General features: G+C 62.7%; 13 protein-coding genes and 3 pseudogenes. 11 read left to right on the top strand and 5 right to left on the bottom strand.

All coding sequences use genetic code 11. The features are described from left to right. Window positions 1-1,094, top strand: a 1,094-nt coding sequence (locus X726_RS138650; protein WP_023673599.1) for an ATP-binding protein, incomplete at its 5' end; no start/stop codon positions are given. Between the two features lie 103 nt (window positions 1,095-1,197). Further along, the gene (ftsH, locus tag X726_RS138655; protein WP_023673598.1) at window positions 1,198-3,123 is read left to right on the top strand and encodes an ATP-dependent zinc metalloprotease FtsH; all 1,926 of its coding nucleotides are present in this window, start codon (window positions 1,198-1,200) and stop codon (window positions 3,121-3,123) included. A 66-nt stretch (window positions 3,124-3,189) separates the two neighbouring features. On the opposite strand, the gene X726_RS138660 is transcribed toward ftsH, so the two are convergent. Then, window positions 3,190-3,528 (bottom strand): helix-turn-helix domain-containing protein, encoded by a 339-nt coding sequence (locus X726_RS138660; protein ID WP_023673597.1) that lies wholly within the window; start codon window positions 3,526-3,528, stop codon window positions 3,190-3,192. Window positions 3,529-3,743: 215 nt separating this feature from the next. Between X726_RS138660 and X726_RS138665 the strand changes: the two genes are divergently transcribed. Both X726_RS138665 and X726_RS138670 read left to right on the top strand, forming a co-directional pair. Then, window positions 3,744-4,508, top strand: a complete 765-nt coding sequence (locus X726_RS138665; protein WP_023673595.1) for an SDR family oxidoreductase — start codon at window positions 3,744-3,746, stop codon at window positions 4,506-4,508. A gap of 19 nt (window positions 4,509-4,527) precedes the next feature. Next, window positions 4,528-5,412 (top strand): annotated as a pseudogene (locus X726_RS138670) (NAD(P)-binding domain-containing protein); the annotation flags it as partial. A 73-nt stretch (window positions 5,413-5,485) separates the two neighbouring features. Here the strand turns inward: X726_RS138670 and X726_RS0136750 are convergent. Together X726_RS0136750 and X726_RS138675 are read right to left on the bottom strand one after the other, a co-directional pair. Beyond that, the gene (locus X726_RS0136750) at window positions 5,486-5,938 is read right to left on the bottom strand and encodes a hypothetical protein (RefSeq protein ID WP_023744990.1); all 453 of its coding nucleotides are present in this window, start codon (window positions 5,936-5,938) and stop codon (window positions 5,486-5,488) included. Window positions 5,939-6,179: 241 nt separating this feature from the next. Beyond that, window positions 6,180-7,007, bottom strand: coding sequence for a hypothetical protein (locus X726_RS138675; RefSeq protein ID WP_023673592.1), 828 nt, complete (start codon window positions 7,005-7,007; stop codon window positions 6,180-6,182). 342 nt (window positions 7,008-7,349) lie between these two features. On the opposite strand from X726_RS138675, the gene glmM reads away from it, so the two are divergent. The 5 genes from glmM (at window position 7,350) to serA (ending at window position 13,927) form a co-directional block, all read left to right on the top strand. Further along, window positions 7,350-8,702 (top strand): phosphoglucosamine mutase, encoded by a 1,353-nt coding sequence (glmM, locus tag X726_RS138680; RefSeq protein WP_023673591.1) that lies wholly within the window; start codon window positions 7,350-7,352, stop codon window positions 8,700-8,702. Between the two features lie 251 nt (window positions 8,703-8,953). Then, on the top strand, window positions 8,954-9,799 hold the full coding sequence (locus X726_RS138685; RefSeq protein WP_023673590.1) for an outer membrane protein: 846 nt from the start codon (window positions 8,954-8,956) through the stop codon (window positions 9,797-9,799). Window positions 9,800-10,029: 230 nt separating this feature from the next. Beyond that, the gene (locus tag X726_RS138690; protein ID WP_023673589.1) at window positions 10,030-10,890 is read left to right on the top strand and encodes an outer membrane beta-barrel protein; all 861 of its coding nucleotides are present in this window, start codon (window positions 10,030-10,032) and stop codon (window positions 10,888-10,890) included. 201 nt (window positions 10,891-11,091) lie between these two features. Next, entirely contained in the window at window positions 11,092-12,267 is a 1,176-nt protein-coding gene (locus X726_RS138695; protein WP_023673588.1) for a phosphoserine transaminase, read from the top strand. Between the two features lie 58 nt (window positions 12,268-12,325). Next, window positions 12,326-13,927, top strand: coding sequence for a phosphoglycerate dehydrogenase (gene serA / locus X726_RS138700; protein ID WP_023673587.1), 1,602 nt, complete (start codon window positions 12,326-12,328; stop codon window positions 13,925-13,927). 63 nt (window positions 13,928-13,990) lie between these two features. On the opposite strand, the gene X726_RS138705 is transcribed toward serA, so the two are convergent. Together X726_RS138705 and X726_RS138710 are read right to left on the bottom strand one after the other, a co-directional pair. After that, on the bottom strand, window positions 13,991-14,455 hold the full coding sequence (locus tag X726_RS138705; RefSeq protein WP_023755561.1) for a DUF2231 domain-containing protein: 465 nt from the start codon (window positions 14,453-14,455) through the stop codon (window positions 13,991-13,993). A gap of 105 nt (window positions 14,456-14,560) precedes the next feature. Beyond that, window positions 14,561-15,466 (bottom strand): DMT family transporter, encoded by a 906-nt coding sequence (locus X726_RS138710; RefSeq protein ID WP_023673585.1) that lies wholly within the window; start codon window positions 15,464-15,466, stop codon window positions 14,561-14,563. A gap of 209 nt (window positions 15,467-15,675) precedes the next feature. On the opposite strand from X726_RS138710, the pseudogene X726_RS01565 reads away from it, so the two are divergent. Both X726_RS01565 and X726_RS138715 read left to right on the top strand, forming a co-directional pair. Beyond that, window positions 15,676-17,050 (top strand): annotated as a pseudogene (locus X726_RS01565) (adenylosuccinate synthase). Between the two features lie 75 nt (window positions 17,051-17,125). Next, window positions 17,126-17,975 (top strand): annotated as a pseudogene (locus tag X726_RS138715) (hypothetical protein); the annotation flags it as partial.

Here is a 17,975-nt window from a genome sequence, read left to right as displayed (position 1 = left end):
GGTTGCTGGCCGAGGCAGCGCAGGCGCAAGGCATTGGTGTGATCGTGACCGGCCACACCGCCGACGACCAGGCCGAGACCGTCCTGATGCGAGCCGCGCGGAATGACGGGCGAGAGCTTGCAGGCCGAGGTCTCGCCGGCATGGCGCCGGCCACCCTCTATGACTGGCGGATCTGGATCGCGCGGCCGCTGCTCGGCGCTCGGCGCGCGGCGTTGCGCGCCTTCCTGCAGCGCGAACATGTCGGCTGGGCGGAGGATCCGACCAACATCGACACGAATTTCGAACGCCCGCGCATCCGGGCCGTGCTCGGCGAAGACCGGAGCGGGCAGCGTTTTGCCGAGGCAATCGGCCTGGCTGGGCGGGCTGCCGGCGATCGCGAGGAACTCGGTCGCCGTGCTGCCGCCCTGATTGGTGAATTTGCCAGCCGGCCGGCGAGGGGTCTCATCCGTCTCGATCTCGGTTTGGCGGAAGCGGATGACACGCAAGCCGCGGTCTATGCGCTGCGTGTTCTGCTGGCGGTGACGGGCGGCACCGCCTTGTTGCCGGACCAGGCGCGCAGCGAAGCGCTGTTCGAGCAAATGCGGGCCGGTCGGCTTTGCGCCACATTGTCGCGGGCGGTCGTCGATATCAGGCGAAACGGCATCTTCCTGCGCCGTGAATCGCGCGACCTGCCGCGTTCCGCGCCGGTAGCTGGCACTCTGCTTTGGGACGGTCGCCGGCGGATCACGCCACACATCGAAGCCGGGGCGATCACATTGGACGACAGTCCGGGTGCATGGTTGATCGCGCCGCTTGGCGCCGCTGCCGCCGCCAAAACGCCGATTGCCGGGGATGGCGCGCCGCCAAGCCTTGTGCGCGCCGCCCTGGCTGCGGAACCGGCGCTGTGGCGCGGCGGCGAATGCCGTGGTTTTGCAGGGGATGTAGCGGCGGCGGCGGCAATCGCGGTCAGCCCCGCCGCTGCCCCCTTTGCCCGTTTCCTGCCGTGCTTCGATCTGGTGTTGGCGCAGGCCGTCGCCGAGTTGATCGGCGCACCGCCTGTTCCGGCTTGCCCTTTGGCCGCCACAGTGCCGGTTGATCATGGCGCGAAAGCTTAACCCAGACGTGCTGTTATGCTTGGCAAGGGGGGGCGCTCTCCCTATGTTAGGCGCAAGTTTCCTCTCATGACGCGTGTCCCAGCGGGCACCAACGGGACAATTGATGAATCCGAATTATCGCAATCTCGCGCTCTGGGCGATCATAGCGGTCCTGCTCATTGCTCTCTTCAATCTGTTCCAGACGCCGCAGACTCGCGGGGCCTCGACCGACGTTCCCTATTCGCAGTTCCTGCAAGAGGTCGCGGCCGGCCGGGTCAAGACGGTGGTCATCGCCGGCGCCCGCATCACGGGCACCTACGCCGACAACGCCAATGGCTTCCAGACCTATTCGCCTGGCGATCCGCAGCTGGTCTCGCGGCTGCAGGACAAGAACGTCACCATCAATGCGCGGCCTGAGTCGGACGGTTCCAACTCGCTGTTCAGCTATCTGATCTCCTACCTGCCGATGATCCTGATCCTTGGCGTATGGATATTCTTCATGCGCCAGATGCAGTCCGGCTCCGGCCGCGCCATGGGTTTCGGCAAGTCGAAGGCCAAGCTTCTCACTGAGGCGCATGGCCGCGTCACCTTCCAGGATGTCGCCGGCGTCGACGAGGCCAAGGAAGATCTGGAAGAGATCGTCGAGTTCCTGCGCGATCCGCAGAAGTTCCAGCGCCTCGGCGGCAAGATCCCGCGCGGCGTGCTTCTGGTCGGACCTCCCGGCACCGGCAAGACGCTGCTCGCCCGCTCCGTCGCCGGCGAAGCGAATGTGCCGTTCTTCACCATTTCGGGTTCCGACTTCGTCGAGATGTTCGTCGGCGTCGGCGCAAGCCGTGTCCGCGACATGTTCGACCAGGCCAAGAAGAATGCTCCCTGCATCATCTTCATCGACGAAATTGACGCTGTCGGCCGCCATCGCGGCGCCGGCCTCGGCGGTGGCAATGATGAGCGCGAACAGACGCTGAACCAGCTGCTGGTCGAGATGGACGGCTTCGAGTCCAACGAGAGCATCATCCTGATCGCCGCCACCAACCGGCCCGACGTGCTCGATCCGGCGCTGCTGCGTCCGGGTCGCTTCGACCGCCAGGTGGTGGTGCCGAACCCCGACATCGTCGGCCGCGAGAAGATCCTCAAGGTGCATGTGCGCAACGTGCCGCTGGCACCGAATGTCGACCTCAAGGTGATCGCACGCGGCACGCCGGGCTTCTCGGGCGCCGACCTGATGAACCTTGTCAATGAATCCGCTCTGATGGCGGCGCGCCGCAACAAGCGCCTTGTCACCATGGCCGAGTTCGAGGACGCCAAGGACAAGATCATGATGGGCGCCGAGCGCCGCTCGTCGGCCATGACCCAGGCCGAAAAGGAACTCACGGCCTATCACGAGGCCGGCCACGCCATCCTGGCGCTCAACGTGCCGTCGGCCGATCCGCTGCACAAGGCGACCATCATCCCGCGCGGTCGCGCGCTCGGCATGGTCATGCAACTGCCGGAAGGCGACCGCTATTCGATGAGCTACAAATACATGATCTCGCGGCTTGCCATCATGATGGGCGGCCGCGTCGCAGAGGAGTTCAAGTTCGGCAAGGAGAACATCACCTCCGGCGCGTCCTCGGACATCGAGCAGGCGACAAAGCTGGCGCGCGCCATGGTCACGCGCTGGGGCTTCTCCGACAAGCTCGGCCACGTCGCCTATGGCGACAACCAGGAAGAGGTTTTCCTCGGCCATTCTGTGGCGCGCACGCAGAACGTCTCGGAAGAGACTGCGCAGATCATCGACGCCGAAGTACGCCGCCTGATCGACGAGGCCTATGTCACGGCCAAATCCATTCTGACCAAGAAGAAGAAGGAATGGATCGCTCTGGCGCAGGGCTTGCTCGAATACGAGACGCTTTCGGGCGAAGAGATCAAGCAGCTGATCGCCGGGCAGAAGCCCGCGCGAGATTTGGGGGATGACACCCCCACAAGCCGCGGCTCGGCTGTGCCGAAGTCCGGCCGCCGCAAGAAGGGTCCCGAGCCCGAAGGCGGCATGGAGCCTCAGCCATCGAGCTGAGCTGACATCACTTGATGCAAGAAAACGCCGCGGCTCAATCCGCGGCGTTTTGCTATTCAGGGTCTCTCAAAGAGCATGCGGGACGGATGCATTTGCTTTGCCGGGGCGCACACCGTCAGTCCGGCCAGCATGTTGCTTGCCCCATCTGGCCAGCGGGATCAGGGCATTGTCCAGCTCGATGCCGAATTCGGTAATCGAGTATTCGACCCTCGGCGGCACCTCGGGAAAGATTTCGCGATGGACGATGCCGTCGGCCTCCATTTCGCGCAGCTGTTGGATCAGCATCTTTTCGCTGATGTCAGGCACCAGCCGCTTCAGCTCACCGAATCGTGCCGGCGCCTTGTGAATCTGCCAGAGCAGTAGCGCCTTCCATTTGCCGCTGATGACCTCCAGCGCCGGCCCCAATCCGCAACTATCTGGCTGTTTCTTTCCCATGTTTCATCCAATTCTGAGCAATCGGTGGGTAGCTTACATTTTTGTCGGTACTTGAGAAAAACCAAGCCGGTCCATAGCTTCAAACCAGCTCGCCGGCATCGGCGAACACCACAACATCATATCGGTACCCCGCTTCGACCTGCAAAGGCCGTCGGCGGCCGGATTTTGTCAAAAAGGGATGGATCATGACACGATACGCAAACAAGAAGGCCGTTGTCATCGGCGGGACGCACGGCATGGGGCTCGCCGTTGCCGAAGCCCTGATCGAAAGCGGCGCCGAGGTCCTGGTCACCGGCCGCGACCAGCGCAACATCGAGGCCGCGCGAGCCAAGCTGCTTTCGCGAGCTCATGTCGTGCGGTCCGATATCTCAGACATGGCCGATATCGTCACGCTCGGTGCCGAAGTGGGGCAGAAGCTTGGCCACATCGACTTCCTTCACGTCAATGCCGGGGTGGCCAATCTCGAACCCGTGGAGCGGGTCACCGAGGACAGTTACGATCGCACCTTCGACATCAACACCAAAGGCGCTTTCTTCACCGCGCAGCGCCTGCTGCCCCTCATCAGGGATGGTGGCGCCATAGTCTTCACCTCGTCGATCGCCGACGAATCCGGCACCGGCGGCATGAGCGTCTATTCCGGATCGAAGGCGGCACTGCGCGCCTTCGCCAAGGTCCTGGCCGCCGAGCTTCTGCCGCGCCGCATCCGCGTGAATGTGGTCAGCCCTGGTTTCATCGATACGCCGACGATGGGTGTGGCCGACGCCTCGGCCGAGGAGCGGGCCGCCTTCATGGCGATCGGCGACGCGGTCACGCCGATGAAGCGCCACGGCACGATGGAGGAGGTGGCGCGCGCAGTGCTGTTCCTGGCGTTCGACGCGACCTTCACCACGGGCGCGCGGCTGACCGTGGACGGTGGCCTTGGCCAGGACCTGAGCCCGACACCGGCGTAACCGCGCAACCAAACCAAGGAGAAGCAGAATGAGCGACATAACAGTGATCGGTCTCGGCGCCATGGGCACGGCGCTTGCCGAAGCCTTTCTGAACCAGGGACATGCGGTGACGGTGTGGAACCGTTCTCCGGCAAAGGCTGAGGCTTTGGCAGCCAAGGGCGCCACTGTGGCCAAGAGTGTCGAGGAAGCCGTCAGATCGAGTCCACTGATCGTGGCGTGCCTGCTTGTCTATGACACCGTTCGTGAGGTGCTCGGCCCAAGCCGAGACGCGCTGTCGGGCCGCACATTCGTCAATCTCACCAACGGCACGCCCGAGCAGGCGCGGGCGATGTCGGCCTGGGCGGTGAGCCAGGGCGCCAGCTACATCGACGGCGGCATCATGGCGGTGCCGCCGATGATCGGCGGGCCGCACGCCTTGATTCTCTACAGCGGTTCGCGCCAGGCGTTCGATGCCTGTTCGGGGCAGCTCGGAGCGCTCGGCACCAGCAAATTCCTCGGTGAGGATGCTTGCCTCGCGCCGCTCTATGATATCTCGCTTCTGAGCGGCATGTACGGCATGTTCGCGGGCGTTCTGCAGGCGTTGGCATTGACGGGCGCAGCAGGGATCCCGGCCGGCGAGTTCATGCCGCTGCTGGCCTCCTGGCTTCAGTCGATGCAAGGCCTGCTGCCGAAGTGGGCGGAACAGATCGACAGTGGCGATCACACCAGCAATGTCGTTTCCAACCTGGGCATGCAGGCTGATGCCTACGTCAATCTCATCGATGCCAGCAGGTCGGCTGATGTCAGCACCGAACTCGTCTTGCCGATGCAAAGCCTGATGAAGCGCGGGGTGGCTGCCGGCCAGGCCAATGCCGATCTTACAAGCCTGGTCGCACTGCTCCAGCTCTCGAAACAAGGCGCTTGACGGGGCAAGACCCAAGAGAAGGCCCGCCAACCTTGCGGTTGAGGGCCTTCGATCTTCAAACGCTGCTGGTCGATCAGCTCTTCAGCTTGGCGTTGCAGAGGCTGTAATAGCCGCCGCCCTTCTGGATCCAGCGAAGGCCGTTCAACGTACCCGCGTCCTTGTTGCCGTGGTAGCCCTGCAGGCAGGTCTTCATCCGCGCCTTCGAGGGCTTCTCGGTCTTGAATTCGGCGGCGAGGGTGGTCGGGAATGTCACGCCCGTCGGCGCTACAGCGGGGGCGACCGCCGCGCTGGTTTCCTTCTGCGGCTGCGGCTCGGTTTTGACCGCATCCGCATTGGCACTCTCCGCAGCTGACGTCGCACACTTCTCGGTGCGGAAAGCGGTCCAATCCATGCCGTTCAGAGTGCCGCCTTCCTTGGCTGTGCGATAGGCCTCGCCGCATTCCTTCATTGTCAGTGCGCTTGCAGGGGTGACGCTCCACGCAATCCATGCCGTCACAGCCAATGCCGCCAATTTCAATCTGGACATAAGACCCTCCTGGTTGACAAAAGTTCGATGTCTTTTTGTATACCATTTGTTCTGCATATGTTCAATTGGAATCTTTGCGAACCACCGATATGTCTGGGGTGGGCAGTGTGGGCGAATAGATGATGCCGACAGCTTCCGCGATATGTAGACGTCGATCAACGCCGGGTGTGTTCGAGCGCAATAAAAAGGCCCGCGCATGCTGCGATGCGCGGGCCTTTGTCTGGAGAATATGGCTACGCGATCAGCTCTTCAGCTTGGCATTGCAGAGGCTGTAGAAGCCGCCGCCCTTCTGGATCCAGCGCAGGCCATTCAGCGTGTTGGCATCCTTGTTGGCGTAGTAGAGCTCGAGGCAGGTGTGCATGCGGCCCTTGGCCGGCGTCTCGCCGGCGTATTTCTTCGAGATCGCGGCCGGGAACTTCACGCCCTTGGGAGCGGTGACCGAGGGCTTCTCGGGCTCGCTGGTATAGGTCGCCTCGCTCGGAGCGGGCACGGTGTCGTCGTCATCTGCGCCTGCGCCGCATTCGGCCTTGCGGAAGTCGTTCCACTTCTTGCCGCCCAGAGTATTGGCAGACTTGGCAGCCTGGTACTTGGCGCTGCAATCGGCCATGCTCAGGCCCTTGCCGCTGCTGTCGGCAGCTGCCTTGGTGGTTGCCTTGGCGGGTGCTGCCGCGGCCGAGGCCCCGGCGGCGCATTCGGTCTTGCGGAAGTCGTTCCACTTTGCGCCATTGAGCGTACCGGCGGCCTTGGCAGCCTGGTATTTAGCGCTGCATTCCTTGGCCGTCAGAGCCTTGGCGCCGTCATCAGCAGCGGCGGCGGCCTTGGTCGTGTCCATCTTGGCCGCAGCGGCCTTCTTGGCCGCCGGCTTTGCGGTCTCGGTGGTGGCCGCCGCGTCGGTGCCGCACTCGGCCTTCCGATACTGATTCCAGGTCTGCCCGTTCAGCGTGCCGGCGTCCTTGGCGGCATTATACTTGGTACTACACTGGGCCATGGTCAGCGCGCTGGCGGGCGCCGCCATGAACAAGGTTGCGACGGCAAGACCCGTCAAAGTTGCAAGTCGGTGGATGAGCATGGCGTTCTCCCGTTGCTGCGCCCATAGGTTGTACCTGTGTCATCAATAGCTCTCAACGCTAGGCTGCGCCAGATGCTAAACGGCGTTCTCCCGATAAGGTGATGGACCCTTGCGATCTGCCCCTCCAACAGTCCGGCTTACCGGCCCAATCTGCGCAGTGTGGCCCAGTGTGAATGCTATATTGCGGCAACACCGTGTCATGATACGCTGCCAACGCTCCGAACAGCCTGCTACAATGATTTTCTAAGAATTGGTAATATACAATCACACAATGTGATAGTCGGGCTCGGACCAATTGTGGCATTACGAGCCGGCTGAAAACCGACGGGGATTCTGGCAAGCATGGCAGGACGTTATTTTGGCACCGACGGCATTCGCGGGCGCGCCAACAAGTTTCCGATGACGGCTGAGATCGCGATGCGGGTCGGCATGGCCGCCGGCCTGTCGTTCCAGCGCGGCAGCCATCGCCACCGCGTCGTGCTCGGCAAGGACACCAGGCTGTCCGGCTACATGATCGAAAACGCCATGGTGTCCGGCCTGTGCGCGGCCGGCATGGATGTGTTCCTGCTCGGCCCGATCCCGACACCGGCGGTCGCCATGCTGGTACGCTCGCTGCGCGCCGATATCGGCGTCATGATCTCGGCCTCGCACAATCCCTATTACGACAACGGCATCAAGCTGTTCGGTCCCGACGGCTACAAGCTCTCCGACGAGATCGAGGAGCGCATCGAGAGCATGCTCGACAAGGATATCGAACTGGCGCTCGCCGATTCCGACGGACTTGGTCGCGCCAAGCGCGTCGACGGCGTGCATGACCGCTACATCGAATTCGCCAAGCGCACGCTGCCGCGCTCAATGTCGCTGTCGGGTCTCAGGATCGTCGTCGATTGCGCCAACGGCGCGGCCTACAAGGTGGCGCCAGCAGCACTTTGGGAACTGGGCGCCGAGGTCATTGCCATCAATGTCGATCCGAACGGTTTCAACATCAACAAGGAATGCGGCTCGACCCATCCGGCCGGCCTGCAGAAGAAGGTGCATGAAGTGCGCGCCGATATCGGCATCGCACTCGACGGCGATGCCGACCGTGTCGTCATCGTCGACGAGAACGGCACCATCGTCGACGGTGACCAGATCATGGCGCTGATCGCCGAGTCCTGGCACCAGAGCGGGCGACTGGCCGGCGGCGGCGTCGTCTCGACGGTGATGTCCAATCTCGGCCTCGAACGCTTCCTTGGCGACATGAAGCTGCAGCTGCATCGCACGAAGGTCGGCGACCGCTATGTCGTGGAACATATGCGCGCGCACGGGTTGAATGTCGGCGGCGAGCAGTCGGGCCACATTGTGCTGTCCGATTTCTCGACCACTGGCGACGGGCTGGTCTCGGCTCTGCAGGTGCTGGCCTGCATCAAGCGGCAGAACCGGCCGGTCAGCGAATTGTCGAAGAAATTCGAGCCGGTGCCGCAGCTGTTGAAGAATGTCCGCATCGCCGGCGGCAAGCCGCTTGAGGAAGCCACGGTCAAGGCGGTGATCGAAGACGCGCGCAACCGTCTCGGCAAGGCCGGCCGCCTGGTCATACGGCCCTCCGGCACCGAGCCGCTGATCCGCGTCATGGCCGAGGGCGACGACCCACAGCTGGTCGAGGCCGTGGTCAACGACATCGTCGACATTATTTCGGAAACGCGCAGCGCCGCCTGATTGCGCTGCGTCCAACGGCAGGGGCGAACTGCCGGCTCAAGACTTCAAGCCCGCCTGCAGGCGGGCTTTTTGTTTCGGCCAGGGTTGGTCCCAGCGTCATGCCGGCGGAGGCCGTTCGCTAAAATGTCGAGAATTCGTGGTTAATCGACAGGGTTAAACGCGTTTTAACTTTTGCAATCCATTATCCACAACTGAGGTCAAACACATTCGAGCGGATTCAAAGTTCCGACGGGTTCTCAGGGGTGACAAACATGTTCAATGCAGCAAAAATGGCTTTCCTTGCCGCGCTGTTCGCAGGCGTGGCCGGGCCAGTATTCGCCGCCGATCTGGCGGAGCCGCCAGTGGTCGAAGAGGCGCCGGCGCCGATCGCCTACGAGCAGCCGGCCGATTTCGGCGGCTGGTACATCCGCGGCGATATCGACTATCACTGGTCGAAGTTCCGCGGTGGTGACTACACCACCTACAGCCCGGCACCGCCCCAACTCCCCGGTTCGTTCGCCTCCGGGAAGTTGAAGAGTTCCTTTTCGGCCGGCGCCGGTGTCGGTTACCAGGTCAACCGGTACTTCCGCACCGATCTGACCTTCGACTGGATGGGCAAGTCCAATTTCCGCGGCTCGACCAATGGTTTCTGCGGCGGCGGCATAGCTTGTACCTCCGTCGACACATCGTCCTATTCGGCGATGCTGCTCCTGGCCAATGCCTATGTCGATATCGGCACCTGGCACGGCGTGACGCCCTATGTCGGCGCCGGCATCGGTGGTGCCTGGGTCAAGTGGGATACGCTGCACAATACCGATCTCGATGGCTCCTTCGAGCACAGCGGCGGCAAGGGCTGGCGCTTTGCCTATGCCCTCATGGCCGGCGCCTCCTACTGCCTGACCGACCGGGTCAAGCTCGATCTCGGCTATCGCTACAGCCACATCAATGGTGGCAAGATGTTCAACTACGCCTCCGACAGCGATGTCGGCCCGGGCTTCGATCGCGGCATCAACGTGCACGAAGTGCGCGGCGGCCTGCGCTACCAGTTCGGCCGGTCGGACTGCGCCCCGCCGCCGGAGCCCTACGTTCCCGAACCGGAGCCGGTCTACACCAAGTAGTCGCTTCGAAATCCAGGAATTTGCGAACCGCCCGGCCATGCCGGGCGGTTTTTGTTTGCCGATTGCGGTGCACTTCCAGGCCGCGGCGTGCGGAGGAGAAAGCCTATCGAAATCAAATCGGTAACGTCGCGTTATCCTTAACCCGCACTTAACCACTATGGTTAACAATGCCCACTGAAACGGCGCTTGCGATCAAAATGAAGAGCGCCAATTTCAGGAGCCGGGGACCCATGAATTTCAAATTGCTGACAGCGCCGGCACTTGCCGCACTCGCGCTAGCGCTGCTGACGCCGGCGCAAGCCGCGGACTACGACCCGCCGATCTATGTCGATCAGGCGCCGGACTATCAAGCGGTCGAGGTCGGCTCGGGCTGGTATCTGCGGGGGGATGTCGGCTACGCGTTCAGCCATCCCTTCGAGCATGAGGAAGCGACAACCGGCCCGCTTAACAGCTTTACCGATGAGAGCAGCCTTTTCACAGGCAGTTTCGGTATGGGGTATCATGTCAACGACTATCTTCGGGTCGAGCTGAACGGCGGGATTCTTCCGACCGACAAATTCGGGGAACACGCCAAGTTAGCAGCCACTTGCGACGGCCATACGCTTGTGGACGACGGTTTTGGCACCATCAATTCCGTCGCGGCTACCCAGGCATGCGATCTTTCCGACAATGCTTCCAACAAAGGCTACAGCATCATGGCCAATGGCTATGTGGATCTCGGCACCTATGTTGGAATCACTCCATATCTTGGCGGAGGGGTCGGTGTCGCATACAATAAATATTACAGAAGCATTGGGGCGAAGGATTGCGTGGAAGTGGCCCCCAATTCGTCCGGCACGGGCGGGTTCTCTTGTGATGATCCGGCCGGTTACGAGGGTGCAACGGATAAGGAGGGCAAATTCAACCTTGCCTATTCGATCGGCGGCGGTCTTTCCTATCAGGTGGCCAAGAACGTGTCGGTTGACCTTGGCTACGAATATTTCTCGGTGCCGGGCGCCAAATACGTCGCTTATGACAGCGGCGCCTTCAACATCCACAAGGGCATCAATTATCAGACGGTCAAGCTCGGGCTGCGCTACGACCTCTGGTAGGCTGGCTGCAGATACGAAACCCGACGGCGGATCTCTTCGATCCGCCGTTTGCGTTTGGGCTCACGAAATCCTGATCCCGGACTGCTTCTATCTTGTCAGCGACAAAAACTTTCCTCTTGACGCCTGAGGGCTGAACGCATATCGCCGTCCGTGGGCCACCCCTCCCCAACGAGGGGCCACTATCTGGAAGGATAGACCACGATGACGACGCATACGAAGCCCGGACTCCGTCCGGCAAACCCCAATTTCTCCTCAGGTCCCTGCGCAAAACGCCCCGGCTGGTCGGTCGAGGCGCTGAACAATGCTGCGCTCGGCCGTTCGCACCGCGCCAAGATCGGCAAGACCAAGCTCGAACAGGCCATCGAGTTGACGCGCGAGATTCTCCAGGTTCCGGCCGATTACCGTATCGGCATCGTGCCGGCGTCGGACACGGGTGCTGTCGAGATGGCGCTGTGGTCGCTGCTCGGTGAACGCGGTGTCGACATGGTGGCATGGGAAAGCTTTGGCTCGGGCTGGGTGACCGATGTCGTCAAGCAGCTGAAGCTCGCCGATATCAGAAAGGTCGAGGCAGGCTATGGCGAACTGCCGGATCTCACCAAGATCGATTTCGACCGCGATGTGGTCTTCACCTGGAACGGCACGACCTCAGGCGTGCGCGTGCCGAATGGCGATTTCATACCGGCGGATCGCAAGGGCCTGACCATCTGCGATGCCACCTCAGCGGCATTCGCGCAAAAGCTCGATTTCCAGAAGCTCGACGTCGTCACCTTCTCCTGGCAGAAAGTGCTGGGCGGCGAGGGCGCACACGGCATGCTGATCCTGTCGCCTCGCGCCGTCGAGCGACTGGAAACCTACAAGCCGGCGTGGCCGCTGCCGAAAATCTTCCGCCTGACCTCGGGCGGCAAGCTGATCGAAGGCATCTTCAAGGGCGAGACCATCAACACGCCGTCGATGCTGTGCGTCGAGGACTATCTCGATGCGCTTCATTGGGCGAAGTCGATCGGCGGTCTCGATGCGTTGATTGCCAGAGCCGATGCCAATGCCGCCGTGCTCGATGGGTTTGTCGACAAGTCGTCCTGGCTCGGCCATCTCGCGGTCGATGCGGCGACACGGTCCAACACGTCCGTATGTCTGTCCTTCACCGACGCCGATGTCGCGGCGCTCGACGCCAACGGGCAGGCGGCTTTCGCCAAGGCGATCGTCTCTGTGCTCGACAAGGAAGGCGTCGCGTACGACATCGGCTCCTATCGTGACGCACCTCCCGGTCTGCGCATCTGGTGCGGCGCCACCGTCGAGACCTCCGATCTCGAAGCGCTGCTGCCTTGGCTCGACTGGGCCTTCGCCACGCAGAAGGCTTCGCTGAAGGCCGCAGCCTGAGATTTCGTGGTGGCCTGCGGGCCGCCCTTTCCCGACAATCCAGTTCAAGGAGGCCGCCATGGCGCCCCGCGTTCTCGTCTCTGACAAACTCTCCACCACCGCCGTCCAGATATTCAAGGACCGCGGTATCGAGGTCGACTATTTGCCCGATCTCGGCAAGGACAAGGAAAAGCTGCTCGAAGTCATCGGCCAGTATGATGGCCTTGCCATCCGCTCGGCGACCAAGGTCACGGAAAAACTGATCAACGCAGCGACAAGACTCAAGGTCGTCGGCCGCGCCGGCATCGGTGTCGACAATGTCGACATCCCCGCGGCGAGCCGCAAGGGCATCATCGTGATGAACACGCCCTTCGGCAATTCGATCACCACGGCCGAACATGCGGTGGCGATGATCTTTGCACTCGCCCGGCAGATCCCGGAGGCCAATGCCTCGACCCATGCCGGCAAATGGGAAAAGAACCGCTTCATGGGCGTCGAGATCACCGGCAAGACGCTGGGCGTCATCGGCTGCGGCAATATCGGCTCGATCGTTGCCACGCGCGGCGTCGGCCTGAAGATGCATGTCGTCGCCTTCGATCCGTTCCTGTCGGACAAGCGCGCCGAGGAACTCGGCGTCGACAAGGTCGAGCTGGACGAGCTTTTCGCCCGCGCCGATTTCATCACGCTGCACACGCCGCTGACCGACAAGACGCGCAACATCATCGACGCGGCGGCGATCGCCAAAATGAAGAACGGCGTGCGCATCATCAATTGCGCGCGTGGCGGGCTCATCGTCGAAGCCGACCTGGTCGCGGCGCTGAAGAGCGGCAAGGTGGCGGGCGCCGGCGTCGATGTGTTCGAGGTCGAACCGGCGGAAAACAACGCGCTGTTCGGCATGGAGAATGTGGTGGCAACGCCGCATCTCGGCGCCTCGACAGCGGAAGCGCAGGAAAATGTCGCGCTCCAGGTGGCCGAGCAGATGGCCGACTATCTGATCAAGGGTGCGGTTTCGAATGCCATCAACATGCCCTCGATCACGGCCGAGGAAGCACCGCGGCTAAAGCCGTTCGTCAAGCTCGCCGAAGTGCTCGGCGCCTTTGTCGGCCAGGTCACCGAGGACCCGATCAACGAGGTCGAGATCCTGTTCGACGGCTCGACCGCGACGATGAACACGCGTGCCTTGATCAGTGCCACGCTTGCCGGACTGATCCGGCCGCAGGTCGCCGACGTCAATATGGTGTCGGCGCCGATCATGGTGAAGGAGCGCGGCATCATCGTCGCCGAGGTCAAGCGCGACAAGTCGGGCGTGTTCGACGGCTACATCAAGCTGACGGTGAAGACCGAGCACATGACGCGCTCGATCGCCGGCACCTGCTTCTCCGACGGCAAGCCGCGCTTCATCCAGATCAAGGGCATCAATCTCGACGCCGAGGTCGGCCAGCACATGCTCTACACAACCAATGCCGATGCGCCCGGCATTATCGGCCTGCTCGGCACGGTGTGCGGCGAGAACGGCGTCAACATCGCCAACTTCCAGCTCGGCCGCAACCGGCCGGGCGGCGACGCGATCGCGCTGCTCTATCTCGACGCGCCGTTCCCGGAGAAAGTGCTGGAACAGGTCAAGGCGCACAAGTCCATCGACTCGGCCAAGCGGCTGCAGTTCGACGTCAACGCAATGTAGTTGACGGCGAACGGATGCGGCGGTCCTCCCCCCCATCATTGGGCGGCCGTCGCAGAGGCCGGTTCAGGTCAATTCGTCTGAGCCGTCGGAGACGCCCACGCGATGCCGATAGACCAGTTCCCAGCCCTTCCACCCTGTAAACAGCAGGATCAGAACCACGATCAGCGATAAGATAAAGCCGGTCGGGATCACAGCCGCCGCTCCACCGACATAACGCGAGTACCAGTTATAAAGCTCGATCAGCACGACGAGCACGTTGCCGCCGGCATGGAGCCATGCCGTCGTGAGATTGCGGATCTGAACATCGCCGAGAACGTCCGTCAGGCCGGTAAGAGCGGCCAAGGCGCCCATGATCAGGCCGGCGCCGAGAAGCCAAAGCGATCCGGTGACCCACCCGGGATCGGCTGTTTGCCAGAAAATCAGATCGCAAACGAAGGTGCCGACAAAGAAGGCGATCGGAAACGGAATCAGCATTGGATGAATGGGGTGACCGGCAATGCTTGCCGTGCTGCGAGGGTTATGGCTCATCTTGTTGCCTCCCACGCAAGCAAACTCCGCCAGAGGTAAAATGTTCCAGGTCGGCGCGCGGCAGCAGTTATCGCGACGGCGGCGCAGCGCGGCAGCAGCCAAATGTTATCCGCGGCGGTTCGGTGCCGCCATCTTGCGCCCGCTGTATTCGGCGAGCGAAATGCCGCCCAGCACCAGGACGAGCGCCAGCGCCTGGTAGAGCTGGAATGTCTCGCCGACGATCAGCACTGACAGCAGCGTGCCGAAGATCGGCACCAGATTGATGAACAGCCCGGCACGGTTGGCGCCGATCAGTTCGTTGCCCCTGATGTAAGTGATCTGCGAAATGACCGAAGCGCCGATCGCGGTATAGACGATGACCACCCAGCCGCTGATATCGGGGACGATAACCTTGCCTGCGGCGACCTCCCACAGGAAGAACGGCAGCGAGGTGATGAGGGCAGCGATCGCCAGGGACAACATCAGGGTCTGCCAGCGCATGACCGGCTTCAGCCGCAGCCCGACCGAATAACCGCTGTAGAGGACGACCGCGACCAGCATGATGGCGTCGCCGAAATTGAGTTCCAATGTGAGCAGCCGGCGCGGATCGCCGTGGCAGGCAGTCAAGATGACACCGAAGATGGTCAGCACCACGCCCGCAATCTGAGCCCAGCTCACGCGCAGGCGGAAGAAGAAGAAATTGGCAACGATGATCAAGACCGGCATCGCCGCCTGTTCGATCGAGACATTGATCGCGGTCGTGTAGTTGAGCGCGGTGTAGAAAATGGTGTTGAACAGAGTGAAGCCGCTGGCGCCAAGTGCAGCCAGCACGAACCAGTGTTTGCGCACCACCGGCCAGTCCTCCCTGATCGTGCGCCAGCCGATCGGCAGCAGGATCGCAACGGCCAGCACCCAGCGCAGGAAGACCAGCGTCATCGGCGAGACGTGATCGACCGCCAGCTTGCCGGCGACGGAATTGCCGCCCCACAACAAGGTGGTCAGCAGCAGGAACAGGTAGGCGCGTCGATGCATTGCGGGATTCCGGCCGCTTGGGGAGTTGTGTTTGCCGGCCTATTGCCCCCGCCGACGCAAGTAAATGATGTCAAAGCCGAAAATTGTTGTGCCTCAGGGCATTTTCGGCGGCAAAGAAAGGTCGCGCTTGCGAGGTCTTGACGCTATAGAGGCCTGTCGTTTCGAACCATATCCAGGCCGCCAGGGCGGCATCTCAAGGGAAAAGAAACATGGCCAATGTGGTGGTCGTCGGCTCGCAATGGGGCGACGAAGGCAAGGGCAAGATCGTCGACTGGTTGTCGGAGCGCGCCGACGTGGTCGTGCGCTTCCAGGGCGGCCACAATGCCGGCCATACGCTGGTCGTCGACGGCAAGGTCTACAAACTGTCGCTGCTGCCGTCGGGCGTGGTGCGGCAAGGCAAGCTGTCGATCATCGGCAATGGCGTCGTCTTCGACCCGCACGCCTTTGTCGCGGAAGTGGCAAAACTCAAGGCGCAAGGCGTCGAGGTCACGCCGGACCGCCTGAAAATAGCCGAAAACACCGCGCTTATCCTGTCGCTGCACCGGGAGCTGGACGGATTCCGCGAGGACGCCGCCTCCAATTCCGGGACGAAAATTGGCACGACGCGTCGTGGCATCGGCCCCGCCTATGAGGACAAGGTGGGCCGGCGCGCGGTTCGGGTGATGGATCTGGCGGATTTGGAAACGCTGCCCCTCAAGGTCGACAGGCTGCTGACGCATCACAATGCGCTGCGTCGCGGGCTTGGCCATGGCGAAGTCACGCATGAGGCGATCATGACCGAGCTGACCTCGGTCGCCGATGAGATCCTGCCCTATATGGACCGCGTCTGGAAAATCCTCGACGACAAGCGCCGCGCCGGCGAACGCATCCTGTTCGAGGGCGCGCAAGGCACGCTGCTCGACATCGACCACGGCACATATCCGTTCGTCACCTCGTCCAACACCGTTGCCGGCCAGGCAGCCGCCGGCTCGGGGGTGGGCCCCGGCGCCATCGGCTATGTCCTGGGCATCACCAAGGCCTATACGACGCGTGTCGGCGAAGGCCCGTTCCCGACCGAGCAGAAGAACGAGATCGGCGAATTTCTCGGTACGCGTGGCCACGAATTCGGCGTCGTCACCGGGCGCAAGCGCCGTTGCGGCTGGTTCGACGCCGTGCTGGTGCGCCAGGCCGTCGCCGTAAACGGTATCAAGGGCATCGCGCTGACCAAGCTCGACGTGCTCGACGGGCTGGATGAGATCAAGGTCTGCACCGGCTACCGTCTCGACGGCGAAACGATCGACTATCTGCCGGCCAGCCAGGGCGCGCAGGCGCGTGTCGAGCCGGTCTACGAGACGCTCGAAGGCTGGAAAGGCACCACCGCCGGCGCGCGCAGCTGGAACGACCTTCCGGCGCAGGCCGTCNTACGAGACGCTCGAAGGCTGGAAAGGCACCACCGCCGGCGCGCGCAGCTGGAACGACCTTCCGGCGCAGGCCGTCAAATACGTCCGTTACATCGAGGAGCTAATCGGCGCACCCGTCGCGCTCCTTTCCACCAGCCCGGAACGGGACGACACGATACTTGTGACCGATCCGTTTCAAGACTAGTTTTCTGAAGCCTTTCCGGGCATCGCGGCCGATTTGTGGGGGCCGGCGCGGAAACAAATACAGGTCGACTGAAGCATGGCAGATTTCGTTGCTATTCTGAAAAAGGCGCTCGACAAGCACGGCGACGAAACGCCCGAAAAGCGTACGCGGATCTATGAAAGCGTTCGTACCATGCTGGCGAAGAAGCTTGCGGAGTATTCGCCGCCGCTGGCCGCCGAAGCCATAAGCACGCAGAAGCGATCCCTGGAAGATGCCATCTCGAGCGTCGAGCGCGACTATGCCAGGGCGGTGCCGGCATCCGATCCGCTGGCGGAGCTGGAGCACATCTTCTCCTCCATCGACCGCAACAAGAACCAGTCCAGTCATGTAAAGCCTTCCGCCACGCCTGCGCCGGCCTGGCAGCCGGCGAAACCCGTGCAGCCGGCGCCGACCGCCAGGACAGAGCCGAGCTGGCAGAGGCCCGCGCCGACACCGCCTGCAGGGCGTGCAGAAACCATCGACAAGCAAGCCGCGGAGCTGGACGCCGACGACGATAGCGCCGATGTCTTTGCCAATGACGAGCAGCCGGCGGCGGACACGTTCCAGCGCCTGCGCCCCGCCGAGCGCAGGCGCAGCTATGGCGGGTTGATCGCGGCTGTCGTCGCGCTTCTGGTGGTCGCCGGCGGCGGCTATGGCATCTGGCTGAACAAGGATGCCTTTGGCTCGATGCTGGGCCTCGGCGGCGACACCAAGACGGTCTCGATCGAACCGCTGGTAAAGCCGGCGCCGGCCAAGCCCGCGGCCGATGCACCCGCACCGGCTGCTGCCGGCGAGGGAACGAAGTTCACCCAGCGCCTGTCGCCCGAAGGCGGTGAGACCGATCCCGGTCCCGCGGCCGGTCAAAGCGGCATCGGCGAGGGCGAGTCCGTCGCCGCGCTGACCACAC

Source organism: Mesorhizobium sp. LSJC285A00, assembly GCF_000503155.1.
GTDB lineage: Bacteria > Pseudomonadota > Alphaproteobacteria > Rhizobiales > Rhizobiaceae > Mesorhizobium.
Note: the sequence above shows the minus strand (reverse complement) of the source record. Positions and strands in the feature narration are given on the sequence as shown.